Below are 23,156 nucleotides of genomic sequence, written 5' to 3'. Positions count from 1 at the left end.
GTCGGGAAGTCAGAAGATGAGCAGATCGAGGTCCGCGCCGACGTCGGTGGCGAGATCCTTGATCGCGGACGCGACACGGCCGAGCCGCTGCCATGCCTTGATCATCGAATCCTCTTCGTCGGCACCGTCGCCGACGACGATCTGCCACTTCGCCGAGGATTCGCGGTCATCGGTGAAGGTCAATTCGGTCACGAAGTCGGTGAAGACCTGTTTGCCGAGCGCGAAGCCGATCTGATCACCGAGCTCGTAGTCCTTGCCGAGGATGTAGGGTGCGTTGTCTTCGACGGTGACCCGCTTGCTGGTGTATCCGCGGGTCATATGCAGGCCCTGTAGCCCGGCGACAAGCCCGTCCAACGTGAACGCCTTATCGCTGCCGGTGATGTACAGCTCACGGAAGGCGAACGGGCCCGCGCGCTCGACGCGGCGCATATCCCGGTAGACCATCCACGCGAGGAAGACGTCGTCGAGCTGGCCGCGATACAGCCAGTCCAGGCCGATCAGCGAGAGCAGACCCTTGATCGCCAGTTCGATGCCTGCGTTGACCCAACCCGGCGACCGACCGCCGATGATGACGTCGGTCGCGAGCGGCTTGTGCAGGGCGACCTCGGACGGTCCGATGCCGGAGTACTCCCCTTCGAAGTACCACACCCACGGGAAGTTCTTGAAGGTGCCGAGATGGCCACGGTGCCCGTACACCGCCTCGTATTCGGTGGTGGAATCGAGATTCGGGTAGCGCTTCGGGGTCGTCCCGTCCTCGGTGAATTCCTCGATCCAGGACGTGATCCCGTCGATCAGGGTGCCGGTGGGGCCGGTGACACCCGACTTGTCGACGGTGTCGAGGACGACGGTCGGCCGCTCCAGATAGAAGTATTCCGGTGCGGGTTGCTCATCCTCTCTCGGGAGGAAGAAGCGGGCCGTCAGATTGACGCCGGAATCCTCCAGAATCGGCTGGAACAGCTTGTCCGCCATATCGAATCGCGCTGACGCGGCATTCCACCTACTGGTGTCGGTCAGCGGATCCACCGGGACGACGGCAATCGGGAACAGCGTATTGCCGACACCGCCCCACTGCGGGGAGCCCGCGAGGTGGCTCGGCACCCAGCCGGGAGCCTGCAACCGCATCAAGTTGGCGATGAGGTAGGTGGTGATGATGCTGCGCGCGGGTCCGAACAGTATGTGGTGGCGCGGGAACTGCGCCAGAATCGGTGCGAACGGGCTTGCCCAGCAACAGATCGTGGCGATGTGGTTCCAGCAGTGGATCGCCTCGATATCTACGGTCTCCACCCCGTGCTCGTCGCGCACGATGGAGGCCTTGGTGACATAGCCGTCCCAGCGGAAACCCGCGGTATTCACCGTGATCGGGATGGTCGCGTCTTCGTCGTCCTTGTTGTTGAACAGGTGATCGAAGTGCACCATATCCCGGGGGCAGATCATCTTCAGGCCACCGGGGGAGTTGCGCGGGTAGGTGAACTGGAGTGAGAGATAACTGTGCTCCTCCCCCACCTCGTTCATGTATTTATCCCAATAGCGCACCAGCACACCGGGATTGCGCCACTGCTCCTGCTCGTCCAGCCGCGCCCTGTCCATGCGCTCCGATTCGGCGCGCGGATCCCAGGCGCTCATCAGAACGGCCTCGAGGATCGGGGCGTCACCGCGACGATCAGGCTCGACTGCGCGTTACCGCCTTCGACCCGCACCGTGATATCGGTCGAACTCCACGGCGGCAATGAGGCCATCCATCGGCGGCCCGCCAGCTGCGGCCACACATTCACCGGTGTGGAATTGACGGATGAGTAGAGCCGCGCGGTGCGATGCCTCGGATGGGTATCGATGCGCAGGGTCTGCCCTGCTGTCAGCATCGGTGTCTGCACCATGCGCGGCAGCTCACCGCCCACCGGATCCAGAATCGACCACCGCCCCGGACCGTTCATGGTGTAGCGCGGCCACGCGGGCTGATCCGCGGCATTGCGGGCCCGTACGGTGCCTTCGCCGAAACCGTTGGTGTTGGTCCACACCGAGGTTTCCTCGAAGTGACGTTCCAGCGGGTCCATGGCAACCGCCGACATCTTGTAGATCGCCAGCGCATTTCGCGCGGGATCCACATCACCGACCGCCTCGGGCGCGGCATCGACCTGCGCCTGCTGGAATCGCCAGCCCTGGTGGCGGGTGTAATACCCGACAGTGACCGGTTTATCGGTGGACCAACCGCGGAACCAGGCGTCGTGCACGGCGTAGAAATCGCGGACCGTGTTGCTGCCACCGTTTTTCGCCGCGGCGGAGATCAGGACGACGAAATCCCACTCCTTCTTCGACCGCACCGATCGCAGGAAGGTCGCGCCGTCCTGCCGCGCACCCTCGGAGATCAGCAAGTTCACCGGCGCGAACATATTTCCGGTCTGCTTCGACAATCGCACACCCTCGCGGCCGCCGTTCGCGCCGGACAGGTGCCATACCCGTCCGTTGACGTCCCAGATGACGATCTTCGTATCCTGCATGTCCAGGAGCTGGTGGGTCATCGCCCGAGCCCTCCTCCGCGTTGCTGCGCCAGTGAGCGGCGCCGATGGACCCGTTCCACCGCAATCGCGACGCTCTTCGGATCCATGCCGTTGAAGTTGTAAATGTCTTGTCGCGGTGTGTAACCGCCGGGCCCTTCCGCGAGATCGAGCAGGCCGAAGCCGCTTCCGACGAGCTCTTTCGCGGTGTTGGCGGCGTATTCGATCGGTTTGGTGACCAGGTCCGCCGCCTTACCGCCGACCATGGATCCGAGCACCGAGCCGATAGCCGGGGCGATGATGCCTGCCGGACCAAGCGCCGGTGCGATCGCGGTCCCGATGGCGGCGCCGATCTGGCCACCCGCGGAAGAGGCCAGACCGGAGATCCCGCCGGTCAGCGCCTTGACGAGGCCGCCCTGCTCGGCACCCGAAATCACGCCCTGCAGCCCGGATTTGGCGAGTTCGCTCTGATCGAGGCCCTCCCACTTCACCTTCGGCGTTTGGTTTTCCGGAACTTCTGTCGGCTCGGACGGCTGTTCCATCGTCATCGGCAGTTCCAGGGTTTTGGCACCCTGTCCCAAGATGGCCGGATCAAGGGTCAGCTTCGGTGTCTTCAGGATCGAGTCGAAGTACTCGCGGAAGCCCTGTAGCTGCGCCGGATCGATACCGACCGGACCGCCGGAGGAGAATCCGGGGACCATCTGGTGTAGCAGCTCCGGGGAGGGCACCCAGCCCGAATTGAGCAGTTGCAGCAGTGGCAGGTTCTTCGCGGTCGCCGCGGCATTCATGACGAACTCACCGTTGGACAACCGGGCGAAGATATCGTCGCTCGTGCTGGTGCCAGGGCCGGAAACGAAGCCGCCGGTGTTGAACAGCTTGTTCCACACCTTCTTCGCACCGTTCTTCACCGGGTCCCACGCCTTGTCGACGCCCTTGGATACCGCGATACCCACCACCGCGCCGGTCGCGGCGCCGACCACGGTGCCGACAACCGGAACCGGAATCATGGTGCCGACCGCCGCGCCGGTGGCGATGGCCGCGCCGAGGCCGAGTCCCTCGCGCGTCACGGCCTTGCCGACCGAATCGCCTTCCTTGATGTCGTTGTAGACGGCCAATCCGACACCGGCCGCGCCGAGCGCCTTGCCCGCGGCCCGGCCGCCCGTCGAATCGAGCACATTGCCGACCTTGTTGACCACGCTGTTGTTCGTAATCTTGTTGACAACAGTGGAATTCGCAACCGGCTGAACCACGGGCGCGACCTTCGGAGCCAGAGCCTCGCCGACTTGCGTACCGTAGTGACTCGGCGCGTCGATCACCTTGGTGGCGAGCTGTCCGGGAACGGAATTCACGGCGCGGTCGGCCATCTGCCCAACCTGAGAGTTGGCGATTCTCGTTGTCAGTGACGGTTTTTCGACGACCGCCTCATTGCTCGCGTCCAACATCCGCTGTGCGACCGCAACGTCGTTCGGCGGCGGCGTCGGAACGCTGGTGTCGCCGCGCCATCCCGGCAGTAGCCGAAGGGGCCCCCGAGGAATCTTGACGTTGTCGTATGCCCTGTTCTGCATAAAATCGGTCGCGGCCTTGGCGCGCGCCGGGTCTCCGAGTTCCTCCGCCAGTGCGCCGGTCCGCTCCAGCTCATAGATCGGATGTGTGACGGACTTTGCGGCAAAGCCTTCCGGCGTATGGAACTGAACCTCGAATAGACGGCCGAAACGTAAACTTTCCCAAGTGGTGTTGAAACCTTTATACTTGGCATTCCCCCAAAAATTCTTGAACGCTTTGGGTGGAACCTTGTTTTCGTTACGATTGAGCCAGTTCAGTCCAGCCTTGCTTCCTTCGACATAATCATCGGCGGGCAACGTTATCGTATATCTCGTTACGTCATTGTTCTCCGCCAACGCCGTCGCGGCCGACTTCACAACATTTCCGTCGCTGTCCCGCATTTCGCCCGCGATTTTTCGCCGTAGCGATTCCAGATCTTTCAACGAATACTGCAGACCCGCAAGTCGTCCGCCGAGAGGCCCCAGCGATCCGGCCATCCTCCGCATCATGAGATCGAACTGGAGCCGTTGCCATTTCGCGTCTTGCCAATACCGGGTTACCGCCCGGTTGTCGGTGGCATCGAGATTGAACTCGACGCCATCGACATTCCCCGACCAGGCGCCAGGCCCAACCCCGGCAGCTGCGGCCCAGGCGGCGAACGCGCCGTCAGCGGCGGGTATGGTGGCTTCATCGGGCGGCACTTGGTCGGGCAGCCAATCGGGCCAGAAGCCCGGCCTGTCACTTTCGCTCATAATTCAGTTGCTCCTCTAATGTCGAACACCTCCCACACGATCCGATCGGCATCGTTCGCGTCGATCTCCACCAAGTGCGGCGGTTTCGAATGCCGCCCCTGATTGAGGAATTCGATAAGTGCTAGCGTTCGCGTCCAACCACGCTGGCGGCCCCAGAAGATCTCGTCCGGTTTGAGATCCGGGCCGTTTATCAGCGTTCGCACCACCGTGGTGGGCGATTGTTCGATATCCCAGTCATTCTCGGATGAGTAATAGGCGAAATACCTTGTCCACAACGCTTTATTCCGAACCAGCTCGGACGCCCGTTCGGCAGTAATCGGCTGCATTGCCGCATGGTCCGGGACTTTCATGTGACCAACCACCGGATGCCATTGCCGGTCTCTGAACTTGAAGCATTCCCACTTATCTTCGGCGCAACGCCAAACACTCGACGACCGATACTCCGAATATGGCAACCGTTCGATTTCGTCGCGCACGAGGTAGTCGTATCCATATACGAAGTAGGCGTATCGATCGCTCATATTCTGCTCCTGACGGCTTCCGATCATTTTTGCCGATCTCGGTATGCCACAGTGGAATTCGCATCCCGAGCCCGGTTCGGCCACAGTAACTATCGGAAGCCGCACGAGCGAGTTCCGCAAGCCCGCTTTGCTACCAGTTCAGGAAGCGCCGCATATCCCCGATGCCCGTAGCGGTGCCGATCCGTTCGTTCGGGGACCGAAGTCCCGGTCTCGGTATGGGATTCGGACGATCGCGGCCGTCCTGTGCCGCCCGGGTCTTCGACCACACCAGCCAGCGCAGCGAATCAGCCATATCCGCGAGGAGATACTGGGTCAGCTGCCACTGGTGCCGCTCAGGGTGCATGACGCGCACCAGCGCCGAGGTTTCGGGCAGGCCGCGGACGATCGCCTTGAGATCACGCCAGTCCAGCACCTCGGTACCGAGGTGCCGCAGTCGCAATCCCAGTGCGATCAGGTCGTATTCGATTGCCTCGCTATGCTCTTCGACAAGGGCATCGAGGCTCAGGATTCCCCCAGGCTGATCCCGGAGTGCTCGCGCCAGTCCTCGAGCAGCGTCGAGTACTCCTCCGGATCCATATCGTCCAGGGCGGCGAGCGCCTGGAGCGGCAACGTCATCTCCATCAGCGTGTACATCGCGTCGACATCACTGAGACGGCGGATGCGCCGGATCAACCCGGGCTTCAGGTAAGTCAGCGACGGCAGCCGAACTTCGACGTCGCCGACCTGGCGGACGAAGTCCTCGCGTACCTTGTCGGAGTTCTGGGGTTCGTTGTTTGCAGGCATAACGCAGGCCCTTTCATGAAAAGTAATGCGCAGGTTGTCGTTCGAGGGGCCCAGCGGCGGCGGGCGGGCCTGCGCATAGGTTCGATTCCCGCCGCCACTGGGGGCTTATCAGGCGGTGCGGATACCGTCGTCGAGGTAGCGGTAGGCCTTCACACCGGCGTCGTTCTTGAACGCTTCGATGGTGATGTTGAAGCCGGCCAGCTCCTTCGAGACGAACTTCTTCTCGGTCACCGTGGTGATCTTGGCGTTCGGGAGCACAATGCGGAGCTTCTTGTCCTCATTCTTCATATCGAAGATCCAGGCGCGGTGCGGCAGCACCGAGCCGGTCTCCTCGACCTTGATCAGCTTGCCCGAAGAGGACGTGGCCGCAGTGGCCGTCACATTGCTCGAGCCGAACACTTCGCTCAGGACGTCCTGGTCCCAGACCGCGTACAGGGTCAGTGCGAATCGCACCGAGTGCTCGGTCTGCAGCTGCGCGATGATATCGGCGTTCCAGTCCTTGATCATCTCGATCTTGCGCTCGCCCTTGGACTCGATACCGTCCTCGGAGACGTAGCCGAGGGCCTTGAACGCGGCATTCGGGGCGTCCGCGGCCGAGGTCGGCAGCGCGGCGGTCAGGGGGGCGACCAGAACGCCGCCGGTCACGGCGATGTTCGGGGTGCCGGCGCCGATGTACTTGCTGGAAGGCAGAGCCATTTCGATTTTCCCTTCGGGATTGTTGCGCAGGCCCTAGGGATTCGGTTTTCAGTTGTGCGACTCCCGGATGGGAGTCATGTGAGAGCGATGCTCTGCACAGATGTGTCGGCACCTGCGGGTGCCGAAGTCAGGCGAGGAGTTTGCCTCGCACGCACAGGTCGACGATGATCAGCTGCCGCGGGGCGTTCGTCGCGGGATCGGTGTCGTTCTCCACACCGACGTCGTCGATGTAGTCGCACCACACGGTGCCGAGGTAGCCGGGCGACGCGACGGAGAGGATAGCGCGCACGGTGGCGGCCAAACCGCCCGCGGCTCCGGCATCATCGGAACACTCGAGGATTACCCGCGGGCGGTCCAAAATGAGGTTCGGTCCGCGGATGCCCTCGCGATCCTCACGGTCGTTGCGGCGTTTGCGGTCGTTGCGGAGGATGCGCACCATCCGGGCCGGTCGCGGATCCGGAACCCGCGTCACGACCTGCGCGGTATCCGACAGCGCGGCCAGTTCGGCGGTCAGGTAGTCGACGAGCGTTTTCTCTATATCGGGGTACACGATTCGTTCATTCATCGTGCGGCCGCCTTTCATCGGCTTCGCGGGCCCGCTCGATCCGCTCGCGCAGTCGATCGACGATCCCGGCGTAGGCTTCGGTCTTGGTCGTGGCCTCCACGGCGAGTCCACGCGGATGGGTTGCGCACCACAGCCCCTCATCGGTCTGCTTGACCTCGATGTCCTCGAAGTCATAGAACGATTCCGGATCGGGTGTGGGCCACTGCCCGTTCTCGTCCTTGGTGATGTGCAACCCGATATCGAACGCACCTGGCATACCACCCGGGGTCGGCGCCCAACGGAGCTCCTCGAGTTCGGGATGCACTCGTACGCCACGTTTGACGAGGTAATCCGCGACCCGGGTGGCCTGTTTGATATTCGTGACGGTGGGTTCGGCACGCTTGCGCCCCACACCGTCGCGCCATTCCGGCAGGTGGATCACCGACAACTCCTCCGCGAGCGCACGCACCTGCGGATCGAGTTCGGCGGTCGCCTCGGATTCGGCGAGCTTGCCGGACAGCGCGTGCTGGATGATGGCCAGGAACTCCGGCGTAACCAGCTGTCCGGTGTCGGTTTTGGTGTAGTTCGGCGGTGGCTGATGGTTACCGAACTGTACGGATCGAATGATTTCCTTGTCAGACATAGTTTTTATGCGCCGCCCTATGAGGTTGGTAGTGATCGTGTGCCTTTCCGCCGACGAGTCATGGTGCGGCGAAGAAGGGTTCGAGTGGAGCGGGATTCCGCCCTACCGCCGGAAGGCGACGTCGCGTTGGCCCGCAATCCGTATCCGGGAATGCGAGAAGCCCCGATCCTCTGCGGGATCGAGGCTTCGTTTCATGAATGAGGATCGAGGAGTGCTGTGCGGACTCAACCACGATCCGGGCGCAACTCTGGCGCTGCAAAAAGCTTCACCCAATTCCGATCGAATGTCAACACCGAGATCGAATATCGACAAAAGACAGGATGAACAAAGGGCGCAAACTAATTGCCCTTCTCGCGCTGAGCGTCCTCCGCGGCCCATAACTCTTCCGCCTTGCGCTGCCGCTCAGCCACCAAAGCGGAGTATTTGACGGCGAATTCGGCTCTGTCCTGCTCGGACCAGAACTGGTCATCGACGTCCAACCCACGGGAAAGAACGAACTCGTCGAATAATCTCGCGAACGCGCGGCTGCTCTCTTTCTGGAACTGCTGAACCGCCGGACTACCCGGATTCTTCACAACCACATCACTCCATACCACGAGGAACCCCGCAGGATTCGTTCACCGAGACGCGGGTTGGATTCCCCGGCCAGCTCCGACATATCTTGCGGCGAAGGCCACCGCTCTGAGGGACCATTGAAGAGATTCGCCAGCTCGGCCAGACGGATCCGATCGGCGTCCGAAATGCTCGGGTCACTCATGACCTCCTGAATCTGGCTGAGCATGGACCTCCGGTTCTCTTCTTCCAGCCCCGGCATCATATTGTTCCAATGGAAGCCTGCTCGTGCCCATGCCCAACCACCATCCTCCAGCGAGGCGTGCAGCGTTATCCCGGTGACCCCTGAACGGACATAGTACTCTTTGAGGGCCCTGAACAGTCCGGACGAAAAGCCCCGGCCACGGACGTCCTTGTTCAGGCTGAACCACGCATGTTCGACCATCAGGTCTCCATCGGAATCCTCTTGGAAGATTCGTTGGACGCGGCCCACCTCGTTGCCTTCGCCATCCCGGACGGATCCGCCGATTTCTATGTACGGCAGCCCGGTGTGTGGATGCCGCCCCGCCTCGACATGGTCGATCTGTAAACGAAGGGGCGGCGCTCCATCCTCGCTGGTACCGCCATATTCACCGTCCAGCCCACGTTGCAGGATCTCGAGCAGCTCACCTTCGGGGGTGTTCAGCAGTTCCCTCATTGTCGGCATCGAGTCCAGGCCATGGGACGACTCGCGATCCGGTTCGGATGCCGCCGGAGGCTGCCCTGTCTGCGGCTCTGCGCTGGTCTCGGACTGATCCGACTGTGGCTCAGCGGATTCCGCCTCGGCGGTCGGAGAGCGCGGTCCCGTGGGCTCACCCTCTTCATCCGGAGGATCCGGCGGCGACGGTTCCGGGATCTCGAAGGGATCATCCTGTCCGCCGGGATCTCCGGGATCGACCGGATCGGGTACCCGCGGACTCCACGGGTCGGTGGGAGTCGTGTGTTCAGGTGGGGGGTCGTCAGCCTCATCACCGCCGGCGCCGCCCGGATTCAGGATCTCGGGGAGGTCCGGGATGCCCGGGAAGTCCGGGCCATCCGGGTAAGGCGGTCTGATGGTGGGTGGATTCACCGGTGGTGGATCGAGTTCGGGTTTGCGGGGTACCGCGGGCACCTTCGGGGGTGTGGCGACGGGCGGTGGGTCGTCTTTGAGGAGGTTGTACAGACCCTTGCCACCCTGGACAGCGGGACGTACACCCTTGACCGGCGGCAGGACCAGCGAGAAGAAGTTCTCCACCTCTTCGGTCGTCGCCGAGGCCTGGCCCGGATCGAGCTGCCCGGTTCCGGTGATGATCAGTTCACCGTCGTCATAGCCGAAGTTGACGTAGGCACTCGTCTGCGGATCGAAAATGCCGATGAGTTTGCCGTTCTCGTCATACGAAGCCGTGAACGTCCTCTGCTCACCATCGGCGCCGTTGTACACCAGATGCCGAGTCGTATTGGCATTCGGCGAATCCGGGTTGACCGGCTTCAACTCCCACGTCGAACCATCGAAATTGTCCACACCGACCGTGCCGCCGGGAGTCTGCACCACACCGGGCTCCGGCTTGGGCGAGGGCAGATTCATCGGCTTGACCTCGCCGGTCTCCGGATCCACATAGCTGAGCTGCAGCGGCGCCGGCGTCGAGGGCAGCAAACCAGGACCATCGGCGTAATACGGCGGATCCGTCGGCGCCACCTTCGGATCCACCGTCGTGACGGCCGGAGGAAGATCGGTCAACACCGGATCGGGCGGCGCCACTCGCGGATACTCCGGATTCGGCACGGTATCCGGCTTCGGAATCCGTTCACCCTTCTCATCGAGATCGGTGAACGCCTGCGGATCGACAATCGGCAACGCCTGCGGCACACCGGACTTCGGAGCAATCTGCTGCTCAATAGCCCGAACCATGTCCTGCACATCGAAGATCCGTCCGACCATCCGAGCCGCACTCTCCGGCGTCATACCGTGAAAGTCCTCGACCCGCCCGGGCGAGTCCGAGGGCTGATTCGAAGAACCCGACCTGGTATTCGCTCCCGGGATCAGCCTCGCGAACCAGCCCGCGTTATCGCGAGCCCAAGACAGATCCACTTCACACCGCCCGCCCTGTCGCGCAGTGCGGGCCTGGGGCAGACCATTCCGGGCCCGAAGCGAATCTCGCCATGCGAAATCACCTGACCTATCAATCGAATTGGAGGAACTCCCGTGGCAACGGCCCGAAGCCGTGCGGAGAAGGACCGTTCGGATCCCGCGATGCGGATGGATCGGCGTCGGCATTCCGACACGTCAGAGCGCGCAGTACGCGAGTGCGGCCTAGCCGAGGGCGTACAGGCCTGGAGTGCCGCGGGTCTGGTGGTACTCGTTGGCCGCGACGAGGATCGCTTTCGGTGCGGTCGTCGCTAGCCAGCCAGCAGGCGTCGTAGCCGAGGACGCCGCCGGTGTGCTGTCACAGCGGACCGCACTCGGTTTCGACCCGCATGATGCCGAGGCCGTAACCGGCTTTGCCGTCGGTGTTCGGCACATGCACCACCCAGAAATGCATGAAGCCCCGAATCCAGTGGCTGGATCGGAGCTTCATCTTTGGGTGCGACCGAGGCTCGGATGCGAACCCGGCTTCAATCTGGGCACAACTGTGGTGCCGCAAAAAGCTTCACCCAAACGCGGTGGATTATCAACAACAAGATTTCAGCGTGACCCGCCGCGGTGTTACGACACTATTGCATACGGGAATCACGATCGTTCTTCCATTGTTCATATTCCTCGATGAATTTATCGAACTCTTCAGCGATTGGACCGCGACTTGGCGTCCGACGCCACCACCAGTCTTGTCGGGGACGATCAAATCCAGCCTTGAACGCGAGCCATCCGCTACGATCCTCGATCGTAATAGATTTATAGAGGTCATCGTAACGAGCGATGCAGATTCTTACGCTCTCCCAAAACGGTTCAACTAATTCGCTCACTGCATCACCGATGTGATCGCGTACACGTAATAGCGCGACGAGCTCGGAGGCGTCCCACGTATTCGCATCCCCTCGCGAGGAAAGCCGATCATGATTGATCTTCTTGACACCCTCGACCCAAGTCGACATGAGCGAGTCGAGCGGCACCTGACGATCGTCCACACGGTACGTAACCGTCGCAAGTCGATCTCTGGCCTCCGGGCTCAGCATTCCAAGTCCGCCGTCGTTCGACGATCCAGACGCCTGCCCTGCCCGCTCTTCGCCCGAGCTATCCACTGCCGTTTCCCGGACAACCAACGAAGCGATCGCCTCGTCGCGGTTGTTTATCAGCTTGTACGACTGTCTAGGAATGCTGAATGAATACAGTATTTCCCGTAAGCTCGCACGTTCTGCGGCGGTCACAGGTATTCCATGTTCAACTAGACCCGCCATAAGTTCGTTGGCAAAGAGCCGTAGTTCGCCGGCGAAGAGGAGTGCTCGAAACTCCACGAGCCAGTCCACGGGCAGTCGGTCGGCGAGCTGATCGAGCAGTCGTTCCGATCTCGAGCAGAGTTCAGTTGAATCCATACCGGTAAAGCCTCCTCGTTCACGAGCCGTTGCACTCCGCGCTCGATCGTCCGCCACTGTCTGGTCAGCTGAGCTCCCGCGGGCGGCCCTCTGCGTCGTTGATTTCGACACCGTCGCCACCTGTCGGTACAGCCGAGAGTATATTGCCGTCATCATCGACATATACGTAGAAGTCCACCCCGTCACGTGTTCCTTCGATCTTCCAGTTGCCGTCTCGCCCCTTGCGTACCGGGTCGCTGTCGGGATTTCGGGCGAGATCCTCTGCATAGGCAATAATCTGCTCGGTATTCCAGCGCTCAGGGAAGACCGTCTTGCCTGGACGTCCGCTGCGGTAGAAGTGTCCACCGCCGTCTGGATTGTCGGAATCACCCCAGAAGATATGGGCACGGTTCTTGGCCGCATTGAGTACCGCCGGATCCTGATAACCGTTCGGGACATTGTTCCATCGGTTCGGCGTCCGGACTTGTCCCAATTCCTCATCCGGCTGTCGCCTTTCCCCTGGCTGCCGTCCCCATGCCTCCTCTTGTTGCTCCTCCTTTTCCTGCTGTCGCTGATCTTCACCTTCAAGCCACCGGTTGTAGTCCTCCTGCCATGCCGGAGGCTCATCAGGCTCGGCTTGGGCTCGTGGTAGGTGAGGGCCTGGTTGCTCTTCGTCATCGTCGGAAGGGGCCGGTTGTGGTGTCGGATCGGGAATCCGGGATGGATCATCCGGCCCGTGCGGGTATCCGGGGTCGAACGGATCGAACTGCGGGGGTGCCGACGGATCTGTTGGCGCGCCGGGTGTTTCGGGTTCCGGCGGGGATTCCTCGGACGGATCGTGGTCATCCGCACCGGGGTATTGGATTTCGGGGAGCTCCGGGAAGTCGGGGTCGTGAGTGTGGGGCGGCTTTTTGGCGGGAGGTGGTTTGGGGGCAGGGTCCGCTGGTTTGGGTGGGGTGGGTGGTTTCTGCCCGGGCACCGTTATCTCGGGTTTGACAGGCGGCGCGGTGACGGTCGGCGGCTTCGCGGGAATGGGCTTTCCTCCGTTGCCGCCCATGCCATCTGGGCCGTTGAGGCCAGGTACCGGGTCGAGCACCGTCGCGACACCGGCTTGGAGTGAGCCGAGTGTCGGCGCGTTGGTGACCTGATGGAAACCGTCCTGGTCCTCGACAATGAGTGCAACCGTGTCGTCGCCATTGGCGTCGGCAGTCGGCGAGGTCGGGTCCTTTTGCCAGGCGACATACCAGGACTTCGCCGGGTCACCGTCCGGGGAGCTGATCCTGGTCAGCAGCAGTAGCCCCGGACGACCCGGCAGGGCAACGGTCCCATCGACCTGCCGACCCTCGACCGTGCCGGGCCGATTGAGCGAAATATAGGTGGGCTCGTCGACCACTCCGACCGGCGGGATGTACTTCCCCGACTGATCGAATCGGACAAGATTCCCATCCACAACCACCAGCTGGTTGCCGGCGCTGTCCCACCACTTGCCGTCGCTGTAGTGGTCGAACGGCCGATAGAAATCCAGCAGCTGCTGGACCTGATCGAACTCCTCACGGCTGGGCGAACCACCGTTGAGCATCTGATTGACCAGCTCGTCGTACCTGGCCTGGGCACGGTTACGGATCTCGATCGGGTCGTTCTCGCTGGGCCGCGGACGCTGCTCCTCCGACGGCCGCGCCGGCGCACTTGGACGCGCAGGCGGCATACCCTCCGGTACGTTGACCTGCGTGTCGGCCATTTGCGGAACCTCGCGGGTCAAATCCTCGAAGTAGGCCTCCATCGAGTTCGAAGGCGATGTGCCCTGACCGGGTGGTACCGGAAGAAAGGGATTCGGTGGTGCATCCGGGGCGGCCGGTTTTGGCGGGACCGGCCTGCGTTCCTGCTTGACTTCCTGGATCAGGTTCTGGCGGCGGAAGCTGCGCTCCAGCATGCGGGCAGCGCTGGCCGGGGTCATTCCGAAGAAGTCGTGCACCCTCGGGTTCTCATCGTCCGGCTGGTCAGCGGAATTCGTGTCGGTCCCGATTGTCGGAATCAAACCCGCGAACCAACCCGCGTGCTCGCGAACCCAAGACAAGTCCATGTTCATGCCGCCTGACCGACGACGCCGCGCCACTCAGGAAAACAACCGAAGAGCTGGACACAGCCCGGGACAGCTGGACACCCGATATCGAACGCCGATTTCACCATCCGAAGACACCTCGCGTAACGGTCGAGCTCAGACTTGCCGCACGGCGCGGTGCGGCGAGTTGGAATCGAGCAGCGGAAAATGATCAGGGAGCACGCCGGATTACATGGCTCAGCACATCGTCAGCGGCTTGCGGGATCCCGTTGATCTGGAAAAGACTGTGGCCCTGCGCATTCGATACAGATGCCCAGGACGACAGTGCGAGTCGACTTCGAAATCGACTGGGATTGCGCGGCGTTCGAGCGTGGGTATGCCGCACCGAAAAAGATCGCCGATTTGGTGGTAGCACCGCTAGATTCGGAGTCGAGCCAGAGCGCTGCCCCGTACGTAGAAGTCGGCGATGATGACCTGTCGAGGGGCGGAAGTTGCCGGATCGGTGTCATTTTCGACGCCGGCATCGTCGATGCAGTCGCACCAGACGACACCGAGGTAGTGCGGAGAAGCAACCCGGGAATGCGTGAGGCCCCGAATCCATGGTCTGGATCGGGGCTTCATCTCTGGGTGCGATCGAAGCTCGGGTGCGAACCTAGCTTCGATCAGGCGCAACTGTGGCGCTGCAAAGAGCCTCACCTAAGCGAAGCGGATTGTCAACACCAAGATCAGAAGATTTCGAAAAGTACAGGTAGGCGATCACTTCCGAGCGCCGCCCACGAACAACATGCGGTCGGACAATCCGACCGCGTAGAAATCCGAGTAACAATCACTGCATAGGTCGGAGCAGGATTTCATCCAACGGAATAGATTCGAACTCGACGATATTCGGGCCCAGGGCTCGAGTCCCGATCGACGACCTGCGCGCATAGACCGCTCGCTGTCATTCCACGACAGTAGGTGCCGCCGCTTGCCCGAACAGTTCCAGGGGATCGCGGCCGAGGAGGAAGGAGGCGGTGATCAGGTCGCAGAGGGTGGGGTGGTCCCGGGCGATACGCTCCGCGACATCCGGCCCCAAATGATCACTCACCGCGTAGATCGACTCGGCGTCGAATTGGTGGGCGAACGACAATGATTGACTGCTTCGATCCACGATCACACTTCCCCTTTTGCGCTGTCCCCCGACAACACTCGATGACATCTCTTCGACGGGGGCTTGGCCGGTACGTCCATCGGCCAAGCCCCCTGGTGAACCTCGAACCCCTGTTGTCGCACCCCCTCCCCGCACCGCACGATCGGGATGCGAGTTGTGACGGCCATGGCGCCCCACACCTCGACTGCGACGATCGTCCAGCGGCTTCCAGCTTCTGGATCGCTTGGGACTGTATCAATAGCTCCCGACGAGAAGGCGGTGCAGCGCGTGTGGTCCAGGTAGCAATTGCACGGGGCGGCAAGGGCTTACAAGCCGAGCAGCGGCAGAATGAGGGGCAGGACCAGCGGAGCGATCCGGCAGGTCAGCTCCAGCAGTTCGAGCGCGAGCGTTGGCATCGATTCACCTCCTCTCGTTCGTTCGGTGGCCCCACCCCCGGTCCGCGGTGGCTCCGGGGGTGGGGCGGAGCGCCCCGACGCTCACGTCGTCTGCGACCGCGGCATTCGGCCTGCGGGAAACGGGAGCGGGTCGGGGCGGGTCCGGGTACGGTCCCGTCGGTCAGTGGCGTCGCGACGAATCGGGCACGATACGGCCGGCCGCGACCAAGGCGTGGAAGGCCGCTGCCTTGCGGCGGCAGTCGTCGATGGCGCAGTCACGGTGCACGCGCATGGCCGCATGCGCCTGGTCCCTGTCGAGTGGTGTGGCCGGTTCGCCATGGCCTGCCATCTCGAGCAGTTCGAGCAGATCGGTCATGCTCGCCTCCGAGGAAGATCACACCGGCGCTACCACAGGAATTCCCTTGTCACAGCGCCGATTCGGTGGTTGCCCCACCCCCGGCCGAGGGGCGGACCGGGGGTGGGGCGTTACGCCCCGAACGTCGCGGGTGCGTCTGCGACCGCGCTGGCATGGGCGGGAGACGGGGGCGAGTTCGGGGCGGGCATGCGGCAGGCTCTGTCCCGCTTGTCAACAGACATCGAAAGGGTTCCGGGGGCGTGCCGCATGGATCGGGGCGGGAGCGCCGAAAGCGGCGTCCCGGGGCGGAAACGACTGTGGCCCCGGGCATCCGAGTGGATGCACGAGGCCACGGGTCGAACGTATTCGGAAAGATTGGGATTGAGGAGGATTCCCGTTCAGAGGGTTCCTGATCATTCTGGATAAGGGCGCAGCTCTGGCGCTGCACAAAGTCTCACCGATCCGTGCTCAGATGTCAACCCCGCGCGTCAGATTTCTCCGAATACGCAGGTGGGGCGGATGATTCGGTGACACTGGGCGATTACAGCAGAGAGCGGCGCCCACCTCCTCGCGGCGGATTGGAGGGCGCCGCAACTCGACGCGGATCGCTACACCCGCCGCGCGCAACGCGATCGGTCACGCAGTCGGCGGGAACGGAAGTGGCGTGGCCGCATCCTCATCGCGCCACCAGAATGTGTGATGCCCGTACATGAGATCCCTGGCCCAGAAGTCTTCCGGTTCGGAGTAGATGACGTTGTCGGACCCGACCATTGCCTGACCATCGAACTGGTAGTTTATCCGCGCTATCGCTTCGTCTTCCGAGATACCGAAGACCGCCACCATTTCTTCCGCTATCGCTGTGAAGAACTCTTCGGAGTCGTCATCGGTCCGAAATGTGAATCGACTCATAAGATGACCCTCCCGACACGTTCACTGATCATTCCGCGCATGGCCACACATGATGTCCATGGCCACCTATGACCAACCTTCCCGCACGCATCGGGGCGGGACAACCACCTGACGTCCCATGGTGGCAGCAACGACGAAGTGCCCCACCTCGGCGAGGTGGGGCACTTCGAGTCCGCGACCGATTACGGCTTGATCGGATCGGCGGGCTTCTCGGCCGAACCGGTGACCAGCAGCTTGACGATGTCCACCAGCGCCGAGGCCGAGCCGGTGCCGGCGCCGCCATCGTTGTTGCCCCCGCCGGCGGCGGGCGGCGGAGTGGTGGTGTTGTCAGCGGCGGCCATGCCCGCGCCGGAGATCATGATGCCCGCCGCAGCGGCACCGGCGAGCGCAAGCATAGAAAGCTTCTTCATTCAGAACCATTCCCCTCGAAGAGTTTTCGCAGTCGACCGCGATCGGGCTGTCGACCCGGACAGTCCTATTACAGGACTGCGGGAACCCAGGGCAATCTGCCCGGCAAATAGAAAACTTTCCATTCACCGAATATTAACGGGCACTTCGACTTGAAAGACTCGAGCTCGAAAACTCGGACAGAGGCGAGGGTTGCATCCCGAGGGTGGACAGTCGGCCCTACAGCCTGATACCCGCATTCTCCGTCGGTGAAACACATCTTCAGGCGACCGCACGGAACCGGGGCAGAACCGCAGGAAGCGAAGGAATCCAACCGGTAGCTATTCTCGACTTCGAGCGTCCGAAGAGCCGGAGACGATCCGCCGATCTCGAATTCCGTATTGCCCGTTCAAATCTCAGCAATTGTCGAGTTACGATGAGGGAAAGTTCACTCGATATACCTGTAACAGAGCGCTTCCACTTCCGATCAGGGTGAGCCAATGACAGATCGCCGGAGAGGTTTGCGCTAGCGGTCGGCAGGAACACGGCGGGCGCGGCTCGGATGTGCGATGTGCTGATCCAGCACATGCCCGACCAGGAATTGCTCGGGCCAATCCGGCGCCCATGGTCCCGGCAGCGGCGCGATCTTTCCCGCATCGCGCAAGGTCTGCACCCTGCGGACCGTGAGCGTGCGGTATTCCTCCCCCAGTTCCTTTGCCAGAGTGGCGATTCCGGAAGCATTGAGACGGTGTGCACGCGCCCGGGCCAGCTCGGATTCGTCGAGGACGATCGGGGCGCTCGGCGGACATACGATCCACTGCGCGGCCTGGACCACCCGGCGGATCTCGGCGGGCGCCTGCACGACACCCTCGGTCATGGCCAGCGCGATCAGATTCCGGTCCAGCCAACGCGCCATCCCCGCCGTCGACGGTGAACCCGGGTAGTCGATACCGCGCTGCTCGCAGACCAAGCGCACCCACGACACCAGGACCGCGTGCAGTTCGTCGGCGGCACGCGCGGCGGCCGGGTTGTACGGCAGGGGTTGTTCACTCGGACGCCGGTGCATACGAAAGTCGCCCTGCGCGCCGGTCCTGGACTGCCTCGTCCTCGAGATGGTGAGATCATCGGCCAGATCCGGGATTTCGCGCAGCAGTTCGGCGAGGGCGCGTAGTTCGGTGCGGTCGAGGTAGAGGTGGCCGGGGTGCTCGCTCAACGCGAACCCGCCCGCTCGATCGTCAGGTCGTTGAGGGCCTCGGCGAGCCGCCGGGCATGGCCGTGGCGGACGTAGTCGTCGGTATGCCTGCCGTCGAAGAGGTAGCCGCGGGCGTAGGCGATGGCGCCCGCCCAGCTGCGCCAGTTCCGCGGCGACCACCATCGTTGCAGCTGCCTGCGCGCGGCGACATCGATGAGGCTCTGTCCCCAGCGCAGGGCCGCCTCCGGGTCGGACAGGCTGAAATAGGCACTGAGGTCGGCGATCAGGCGCAACGGATTTCCGGCGGGCAGTGCCGTAATCGGATCACCCTGGGCCGCAACCCAATATGTTGGGATGCCGGGAACCCATCGCTGCCCCGCGATGCCGTATCCGCCGGGGTCGGCCCCGAGGTAGCTGTCGGCCGGGCGCAGTGGATCGGCGATCAACGCGCACGCCACCACCTCGAGGTGGGCCAGCTCGCCCCGCCCGATCTCGGCGGCGACATCGCCCGCGATCGCCGCGCCCTGCGAATACCCCGCCAGGATCACCCGGTGCGGGGTCGACTCGATCGCGTTGATCAGGGCGCTGCGCCCCGCCGCCACACTGTCGGCGTAGGCGACCTGCCTGCCGTAGTCGGCCGGATACGGGACCATGCGCGTACGGAACCGTGCCGGATCGAGCGCGGCGGAAAAGGTCGCGGTCACGGCCTCGCCGTCGGGGTTCCACGTCCCACCGACGATCAGCACTTCGAAGATTTCGTCAGCTGTCGATGGATTCCACAGTGCACGAAGATGATTCGAGCCGAAGCTGGACATGATTGGTCTCCTATTCGGGTTCGGGAACGAGGCGCTCGGTCACTACGGTGCGGCGTCGGAGAACACCGGAGCGGCGCAGTGCAGGCACGTATCCGATTGCGGGACAGGCGGTTCGAGACGGAGATTGCTCGGATGAGTGGCTATGGCGTTGCCGAGCTCGGGCCGGACCGGGTTGGGATAGCCGTAGTCGACATACACCATCCGGTGGTCCACGTGAGCGACGGTGCCGCGCTCGGTACGGCCGGATGCGGGCGGCACGAAGAGGACGCGGCGGCCGATATTGCGGCGGAATTCCGCCAGCGACGCGCCGGACGACCCCGTCACCACGGTTGCTGATCGATCGCTCATCGGCACGATTCCGATCCACGCCACACAGTGATTCCAGTCACAGTTTGTTTGACGAGCCCCCTCGACGAAGCGATGGACGCTTGCCCGGTGGCGGCATCGGTCACGGGATACGCCCCACATCGGGCAGCAGATCGACGGTCCGACGGCCGAGTGCCGACGCGACACGGACGAGATCCGACAACGTAAACGAGGTCTCGGCAGCTAATTGATGACACAACACCGAAGGCGGTATGGAAGTGCCTTTGACCAGGTCTTTTATTCCAAGTCCGGTTTCAGCGAGCGCACGTTGCACACCCTCCGCAACCATCACATCCAACTGATCCATACGGAATACAATAAGGTCCATTCGGACTAGTTGCAACTCCAAATGGAGTTGGTCCAACTCCACGTGCAGACAGGAGAGAAAAACGCCTGGACACGCGGCATGTCGTTTGCCAGGTAGCCATTCGGACCTCAGAATGGTCCGTATGGGTGCGAAAGAGACGGCTTCGGATATCAATCGTGCGGTGGGGAACGAGCTGCGAGCAGCGCGGGCGCGCAGGGACCTCACCCGGCAGCAGCTGGCCGAGCTGACCGGACTCGCGGTCAGCACGATCCAGCGATTCGAGAACGGGGAGCGTTCCCCGGACATGCAGCAGCTGCACGCATTGTGCGAGGCGCTGGAGATCCCCATGCGTGAGTTCGTCACACTGGCACTGAAGGATATCGAGCGTCCGGAAAGCTGATCCGGCGGCACGCACCACGAACAGCACGCCGCCCGGCTCGAATCGTTCGATCCGCGCGGTGGACTCGCGGCGGTGTAAACGGGGCCATGGCGGGCCCCGATGCATCAGGTCAGGCGCAGCGCGAATCCGCCGCGCCTGGAATGGCGGCTCCGAACGCGGCCTCGGCGTATTCCACAACCGCCTGCACCGAATCGACGCCGAGCGCCCAGGAGGCGAGCACCACATCGCATACCGTCGCACCGCCGTGCAGGACTCGCTGGGCGGCATCCTCCCCAATAGCCGCCCCGAGTGCCGCCGCGACATCGATACCCCGGACCGTTACTAGCTCTGACACCGAGAAATGCTCCACGACCTCAGTTCCCCTTCATCTCATTCGCCCTACTTCGAGCAGCGACCCGGGGGCAGAATCAGACCCGCGTCCCAGAATCAGGGTAGTTATATCCCATCGAATCGCCCGGGGCGCGCCAAAGTCGCCGGGCTACATGGGGATTCGCGGTGACCTGTAAGTAATGACACCGTAAAGCAAAATTGCCGATTGTTCGCTATGGCGCACGGGTTACTCGCGGTGCAGCGCGGTAATCCCTACTCGCACTTCACGATCGGGATCGGGTCGTACTTCACCGTACGGGTGGTCCGCGAGACCTCGCGGCCGGTCTTGCGATCCTTGATCACGCGGGTGTCGGAGATGGTGAAGCCGGGGGCGCCTTCGGAGGCGATGCATTCCTTACCCTTCGGCAGGGTGACCGTAGTGGGCTCGGTGGGCTTGCTCTTCTCGCCGGTAATGGATTCGACCTCGACCGTCTTGGTGCCCCAGAGCCGGACTGTAATGTCCGAGCCGGTCGCCGAAGTCTCGATGTAGACACCGTTCTCGGTGTTGTTGCGGAATTTCAGGTCGATGGCGCCATCGAAAACGGTGGCCTCGCGAGCGGCCGGGTAGCGGGAGATGTAGTAGCTGTGCTCGGTGTGGCCCGCATCCTCCAGGCCCGCGAAGTAGGCGGCGTTGTAGAGGGTGGTGGCGAACTGGCTGATGCCGCCGCCGACGGCGGTGCTGGGGCGTCCGTGATCGATGATGCCGGACTCGACGTAGCCCTCGGCCACGCCGCGCGGGCCGGTGAAGTCATTGAGCGAGAATGTTTCTCCGGGTCGCACCACGGCGCCGTTCACCTTGCCGGCGACGGTGCGGATATTGACCCCGGAGGGACCGCTGAAGCCACTGGTGGTGAAAACCCCCATGGGTTCGACGATGCGGAGGGCCTGGGCGGCCTCGGTGGTGAGCTTGGGCTCCACCTGCTCGTAGACCGTCTGTCCGGTGCGCTCCTGCGGGGCGGTCAGCAGGGCGGGCAGTTGTTCCAGCGTCTTCGGCCAATTGATCTTGTCGCCGATGATCGCGGGCACCACATTGGCCGTACCGCCGGACAGCGCGAAGGTCGCATCCTTCGGCTCGACCTCGGAGGACGCCAACTGTGGCGCCAGCAAACCGACCGCGATGTTTTGATCGTAGGCGGCGGCGAGCCCACCCTGCCCGTCCGGCGCGAAGGTGAGCACGGTCGCGATCTGGGCCGGATCCAGCTTGGCGCTGCCGCCCTTACCAGCGAAAACCACGTCGGCCCGCACCGCGGGCTGCGCGATCTCGCGCATCGCCTTCTCGACGGCCTCAGGGCGCACCGTGAGCGGCGCGGGCACCACCGGCAAGTCCACCGCCGCGCCGAGGACCCAGCTGTCGATCAACAGTGTGCGGGCGGCGGCCACATCCAACTGCCTGCCCGGTACCGGGGGCACCGCGACGGGCCGGGCCTTATCGAAGGCGATGGTGCCCTCGACCGTCGCGCGATCGTGCACACGCAGCGCCGTCAGCTGCTGATTCAGTGCGGCCTCGTCGATCCGGCTCGCCACCGGCACATGCCGCATGGTGAACAACGACATGAATCGAGTGTAGGGATTGAGCGGCTGATCGCCGATGCGGTCCCAGGTGGTATCCCAGTCCACCTCGAGCCCCGCGGTGGCCGGGACCAGCCTGGTCTGCACGTCACCGATCCGCAACGGCAGTTCCTCACTCGACCGATCGCCCAGGGCCGCACGGAGTTTGGTATCGGCGGCGGAGTGATCGAGGCCACCGATGTCGACACCGGCCACCACCACGCCGCGCGGCACCTCACCCGAGGTGCGCAGCCAGTCCGTGGCGTAGCCGATTCCCGCCAGCACGAATACCGCGCCGACCGCGATGCCGACGCGTTTGGCCACGGGTGATCTCCACCACGGGGCCGGTTGTTCGCCCGATCTCGAACGGTTGTTCGGCGGCTGGACCGGTGGCCGCGGCGGATTCGGCTTCGACGGCCGGACGGCGCGCGGGGCACGGGGCTGCTGGGTGGGCAGCGGCTGCGTCGGAGCCGAGTCCGAACCCCATTCGGGCGCCGGATACGCGCCCGCGTTCCGCTTCGACTCGAGGAGCTGCTGTAGCCCGACCTCGCCGCCTTGCTGTCGGCTGCGGTCCTGGCGTCCGGTGCTCGACTCGCTCGTCACGAATCGTCCTCCCCGCTGAAGGTGAAAAGGAACTCGCACGGTGCGAGTCCTTACCCACGATAGTGGCCCCTATCGCGGGCCTCCGCACAGTCCGGAGGTACAGCAAACCTCACGCAAAGAACCACCTGACACATGGAAGAGCCCCGCGCAGTTGCCGGGTCGGGGGTCTGGCAACTGCGCGGAGCCGATCTGTTTATCGGCGCAGCGCACCGCGCGTTACACACGTCGAGCAGCACAGGTCGGTCCAGCGCGAGACAATCGACCACGACTCT

The 23,156-nt window shown here is 63.3% G+C and carries 25 protein-coding genes; 1 reads left to right on the top strand and 24 read right to left on the bottom strand.

The annotated features are described in order from the left end of the window. Nucleotides 1–9 precede the first annotated feature (9 nt). From AB0H61_RS13370 to AB0H61_RS13265, 22 genes are all read right to left on the bottom strand, one after another. On the bottom strand, nucleotides 10–1,623 hold the full coding sequence (locus AB0H61_RS13370; RefSeq protein WP_357303064.1) for a phage tail protein: 1,614 nt from the start codon (nucleotides 1,621–1,623) through the stop codon (nucleotides 10–12). Then, nucleotides 1,623–2,516, bottom strand: a complete 894-nt coding sequence (locus AB0H61_RS13365; protein WP_357303062.1) for a phage tail protein — start codon at nucleotides 2,514–2,516, stop codon at nucleotides 1,623–1,625. The genes AB0H61_RS13370 and AB0H61_RS13365 overlap by 1 nt, the downstream gene beginning before the upstream one ends. Next, nucleotides 2,513–4,786 carry a hypothetical protein gene (locus AB0H61_RS13360; protein WP_357303059.1) on the bottom strand — a complete coding sequence of 758 codons (2,274 nt, stop codon included), beginning with the start codon at nucleotides 4,784–4,786 and terminating at the stop codon, nucleotides 2,513–2,515. Before AB0H61_RS13360 ends, AB0H61_RS13365 begins: the two co-directional genes overlap by 4 nt. Then, nucleotides 4,783–5,307, bottom strand: coding sequence for a hypothetical protein (locus tag AB0H61_RS13355; protein WP_357303056.1), 525 nt, complete (start codon nucleotides 5,305–5,307; stop codon nucleotides 4,783–4,785). Before AB0H61_RS13355 ends, AB0H61_RS13360 begins: the two co-directional genes overlap by 4 nt. Before the next feature lie 130 nt (nucleotides 5,308–5,437). After that, a complete protein-coding gene (locus tag AB0H61_RS13350; protein WP_357303053.1) occupies nucleotides 5,438–5,746 on the bottom strand; it encodes a DUF5361 domain-containing protein in 309 nt (102 codons plus the stop codon). 62 nt (nucleotides 5,747–5,808) lie between these two features. Continuing rightward, nucleotides 5,809–6,090, bottom strand: coding sequence for a hypothetical protein (locus tag AB0H61_RS13345; RefSeq protein ID WP_357303050.1), 282 nt, complete (start codon nucleotides 6,088–6,090; stop codon nucleotides 5,809–5,811). A 108-nt stretch (nucleotides 6,091–6,198) separates the two neighbouring features. Further along, nucleotides 6,199–6,786 carry a hypothetical protein gene (locus AB0H61_RS13340; protein ID WP_357303048.1) on the bottom strand — a complete coding sequence of 196 codons (588 nt, stop codon included), beginning with the start codon at nucleotides 6,784–6,786 and terminating at the stop codon, nucleotides 6,199–6,201. A gap of 127 nt (nucleotides 6,787–6,913) precedes the next feature. Further along, nucleotides 6,914–7,351 carry a hypothetical protein gene (locus tag AB0H61_RS13335; RefSeq protein ID WP_357303045.1) on the bottom strand — a complete coding sequence of 146 codons (438 nt, stop codon included), beginning with the start codon at nucleotides 7,349–7,351 and terminating at the stop codon, nucleotides 6,914–6,916. Beyond that, nucleotides 7,344–7,973, bottom strand: a complete 630-nt coding sequence (locus AB0H61_RS13330) for a hypothetical protein (protein ID WP_357303042.1) — start codon at nucleotides 7,971–7,973, stop codon at nucleotides 7,344–7,346. The genes AB0H61_RS13335 and AB0H61_RS13330 overlap by 8 nt, the downstream gene beginning before the upstream one ends. A gap of 338 nt (nucleotides 7,974–8,311) precedes the next feature. Then, entirely contained in the window at nucleotides 8,312–8,554 is a 243-nt protein-coding gene (locus AB0H61_RS13325) for a hypothetical protein (RefSeq protein WP_357303039.1), read from the bottom strand. Continuing rightward, nucleotides 8,545–10,506 (bottom strand): hypothetical protein, encoded by a 1,962-nt coding sequence (locus tag AB0H61_RS13320; protein ID WP_357303036.1) that lies wholly within the window; start codon nucleotides 10,504–10,506, stop codon nucleotides 8,545–8,547. The genes AB0H61_RS13325 and AB0H61_RS13320 overlap by 10 nt, the downstream gene beginning before the upstream one ends. Nucleotides 10,507–10,987: 481 nt before the next feature. Further along, nucleotides 10,988–11,119: a hypothetical protein gene (locus AB0H61_RS13315; RefSeq protein ID WP_357303034.1), complete on the bottom strand. Its 132-nt coding sequence runs from the start codon at nucleotides 11,117–11,119 to the stop codon at nucleotides 10,988–10,990. Nucleotides 11,120–11,255: 136 nt separating this feature from the next. After that, on the bottom strand, nucleotides 11,256–12,071 hold the full coding sequence (locus tag AB0H61_RS13310; protein WP_357303031.1) for a hypothetical protein: 816 nt from the start codon (nucleotides 12,069–12,071) through the stop codon (nucleotides 11,256–11,258). A gap of 64 nt (nucleotides 12,072–12,135) precedes the next feature. Beyond that, nucleotides 12,136–13,980 (bottom strand): EndoU domain-containing protein, encoded by a 1,845-nt coding sequence (locus tag AB0H61_RS13305; protein WP_357303029.1) that lies wholly within the window; start codon nucleotides 13,978–13,980, stop codon nucleotides 12,136–12,138. Between the two features lie 1,069 nt (nucleotides 13,981–15,049). Further along, nucleotides 15,050–15,259, bottom strand: a complete 210-nt coding sequence (locus tag AB0H61_RS13300) for a hypothetical protein (RefSeq protein WP_357303026.1) — start codon at nucleotides 15,257–15,259, stop codon at nucleotides 15,050–15,052. A gap of 555 nt (nucleotides 15,260–15,814) precedes the next feature. After that, nucleotides 15,815–16,009, bottom strand: coding sequence for a hypothetical protein (locus tag AB0H61_RS13295; RefSeq protein ID WP_357303024.1), 195 nt, complete (start codon nucleotides 16,007–16,009; stop codon nucleotides 15,815–15,817). 615 nt (nucleotides 16,010–16,624) lie between these two features. Beyond that, the gene (locus AB0H61_RS13290) at nucleotides 16,625–16,897 is read right to left on the bottom strand and encodes a hypothetical protein (RefSeq protein WP_357303021.1); all 273 of its coding nucleotides are present in this window, start codon (nucleotides 16,895–16,897) and stop codon (nucleotides 16,625–16,627) included. 182 nt (nucleotides 16,898–17,079) lie between these two features. After that, entirely contained in the window at nucleotides 17,080–17,292 is a 213-nt protein-coding gene (locus AB0H61_RS13285) for a hypothetical protein (protein ID WP_357303018.1), read from the bottom strand. A 518-nt stretch (nucleotides 17,293–17,810) separates the two neighbouring features. After that, entirely contained in the window at nucleotides 17,811–18,497 is a 687-nt protein-coding gene (locus AB0H61_RS13280) for a hypothetical protein (protein WP_357303015.1), read from the bottom strand. Continuing rightward, complete coding sequence (locus AB0H61_RS13275; RefSeq protein ID WP_357303013.1) at nucleotides 18,494–19,291, bottom strand: alpha/beta fold hydrolase; 798 nt, start codon at nucleotides 19,289–19,291, stop codon at nucleotides 18,494–18,496. The genes AB0H61_RS13280 and AB0H61_RS13275 overlap by 4 nt, the downstream gene beginning before the upstream one ends. 42 nt (nucleotides 19,292–19,333) lie before the next feature. Further along, nucleotides 19,334–19,639, bottom strand: a complete 306-nt coding sequence (locus tag AB0H61_RS13270) for a hypothetical protein (protein ID WP_357303010.1) — start codon at nucleotides 19,637–19,639, stop codon at nucleotides 19,334–19,336. Between the two features lie 100 nt (nucleotides 19,640–19,739). Then, nucleotides 19,740–19,964, bottom strand: a complete 225-nt coding sequence (locus AB0H61_RS13265; RefSeq protein ID WP_357303007.1) for a hypothetical protein — start codon at nucleotides 19,962–19,964, stop codon at nucleotides 19,740–19,742. 142 nt (nucleotides 19,965–20,106) lie between these two features. Between AB0H61_RS13265 and AB0H61_RS13260 the strand changes: the two genes are divergently transcribed. Next, entirely contained in the window at nucleotides 20,107–20,364 is a 258-nt protein-coding gene (locus AB0H61_RS13260) for a helix-turn-helix transcriptional regulator (RefSeq protein ID WP_357303004.1), read from the top strand. 109 nt (nucleotides 20,365–20,473) lie between these two features. On the opposite strand, the gene AB0H61_RS13255 is transcribed toward AB0H61_RS13260, so the two are convergent. Both AB0H61_RS13255 and AB0H61_RS13250 read right to left on the bottom strand, forming a co-directional pair. Then, nucleotides 20,474–20,698, bottom strand: a complete 225-nt coding sequence (locus AB0H61_RS13255) for a hypothetical protein (RefSeq protein WP_357303003.1) — start codon at nucleotides 20,696–20,698, stop codon at nucleotides 20,474–20,476. Between the two features lie 248 nt (nucleotides 20,699–20,946). Then, nucleotides 20,947–22,884, bottom strand: coding sequence for a VanW family protein (locus tag AB0H61_RS13250; protein ID WP_357303000.1), 1,938 nt, complete (start codon nucleotides 22,882–22,884; stop codon nucleotides 20,947–20,949). Between the last annotated feature and the right edge of the window lie 272 nt (nucleotides 22,885–23,156).

This window comes from Nocardia sp. NPDC050710 (genome assembly GCF_040654375.1).
Classification (GTDB): Bacteria; Actinomycetota; Actinomycetes; order Mycobacteriales; family Mycobacteriaceae; genus Nocardia.
Note: the sequence above shows the minus strand (reverse complement) of the source record. Positions and strands in the feature narration are given on the sequence as shown.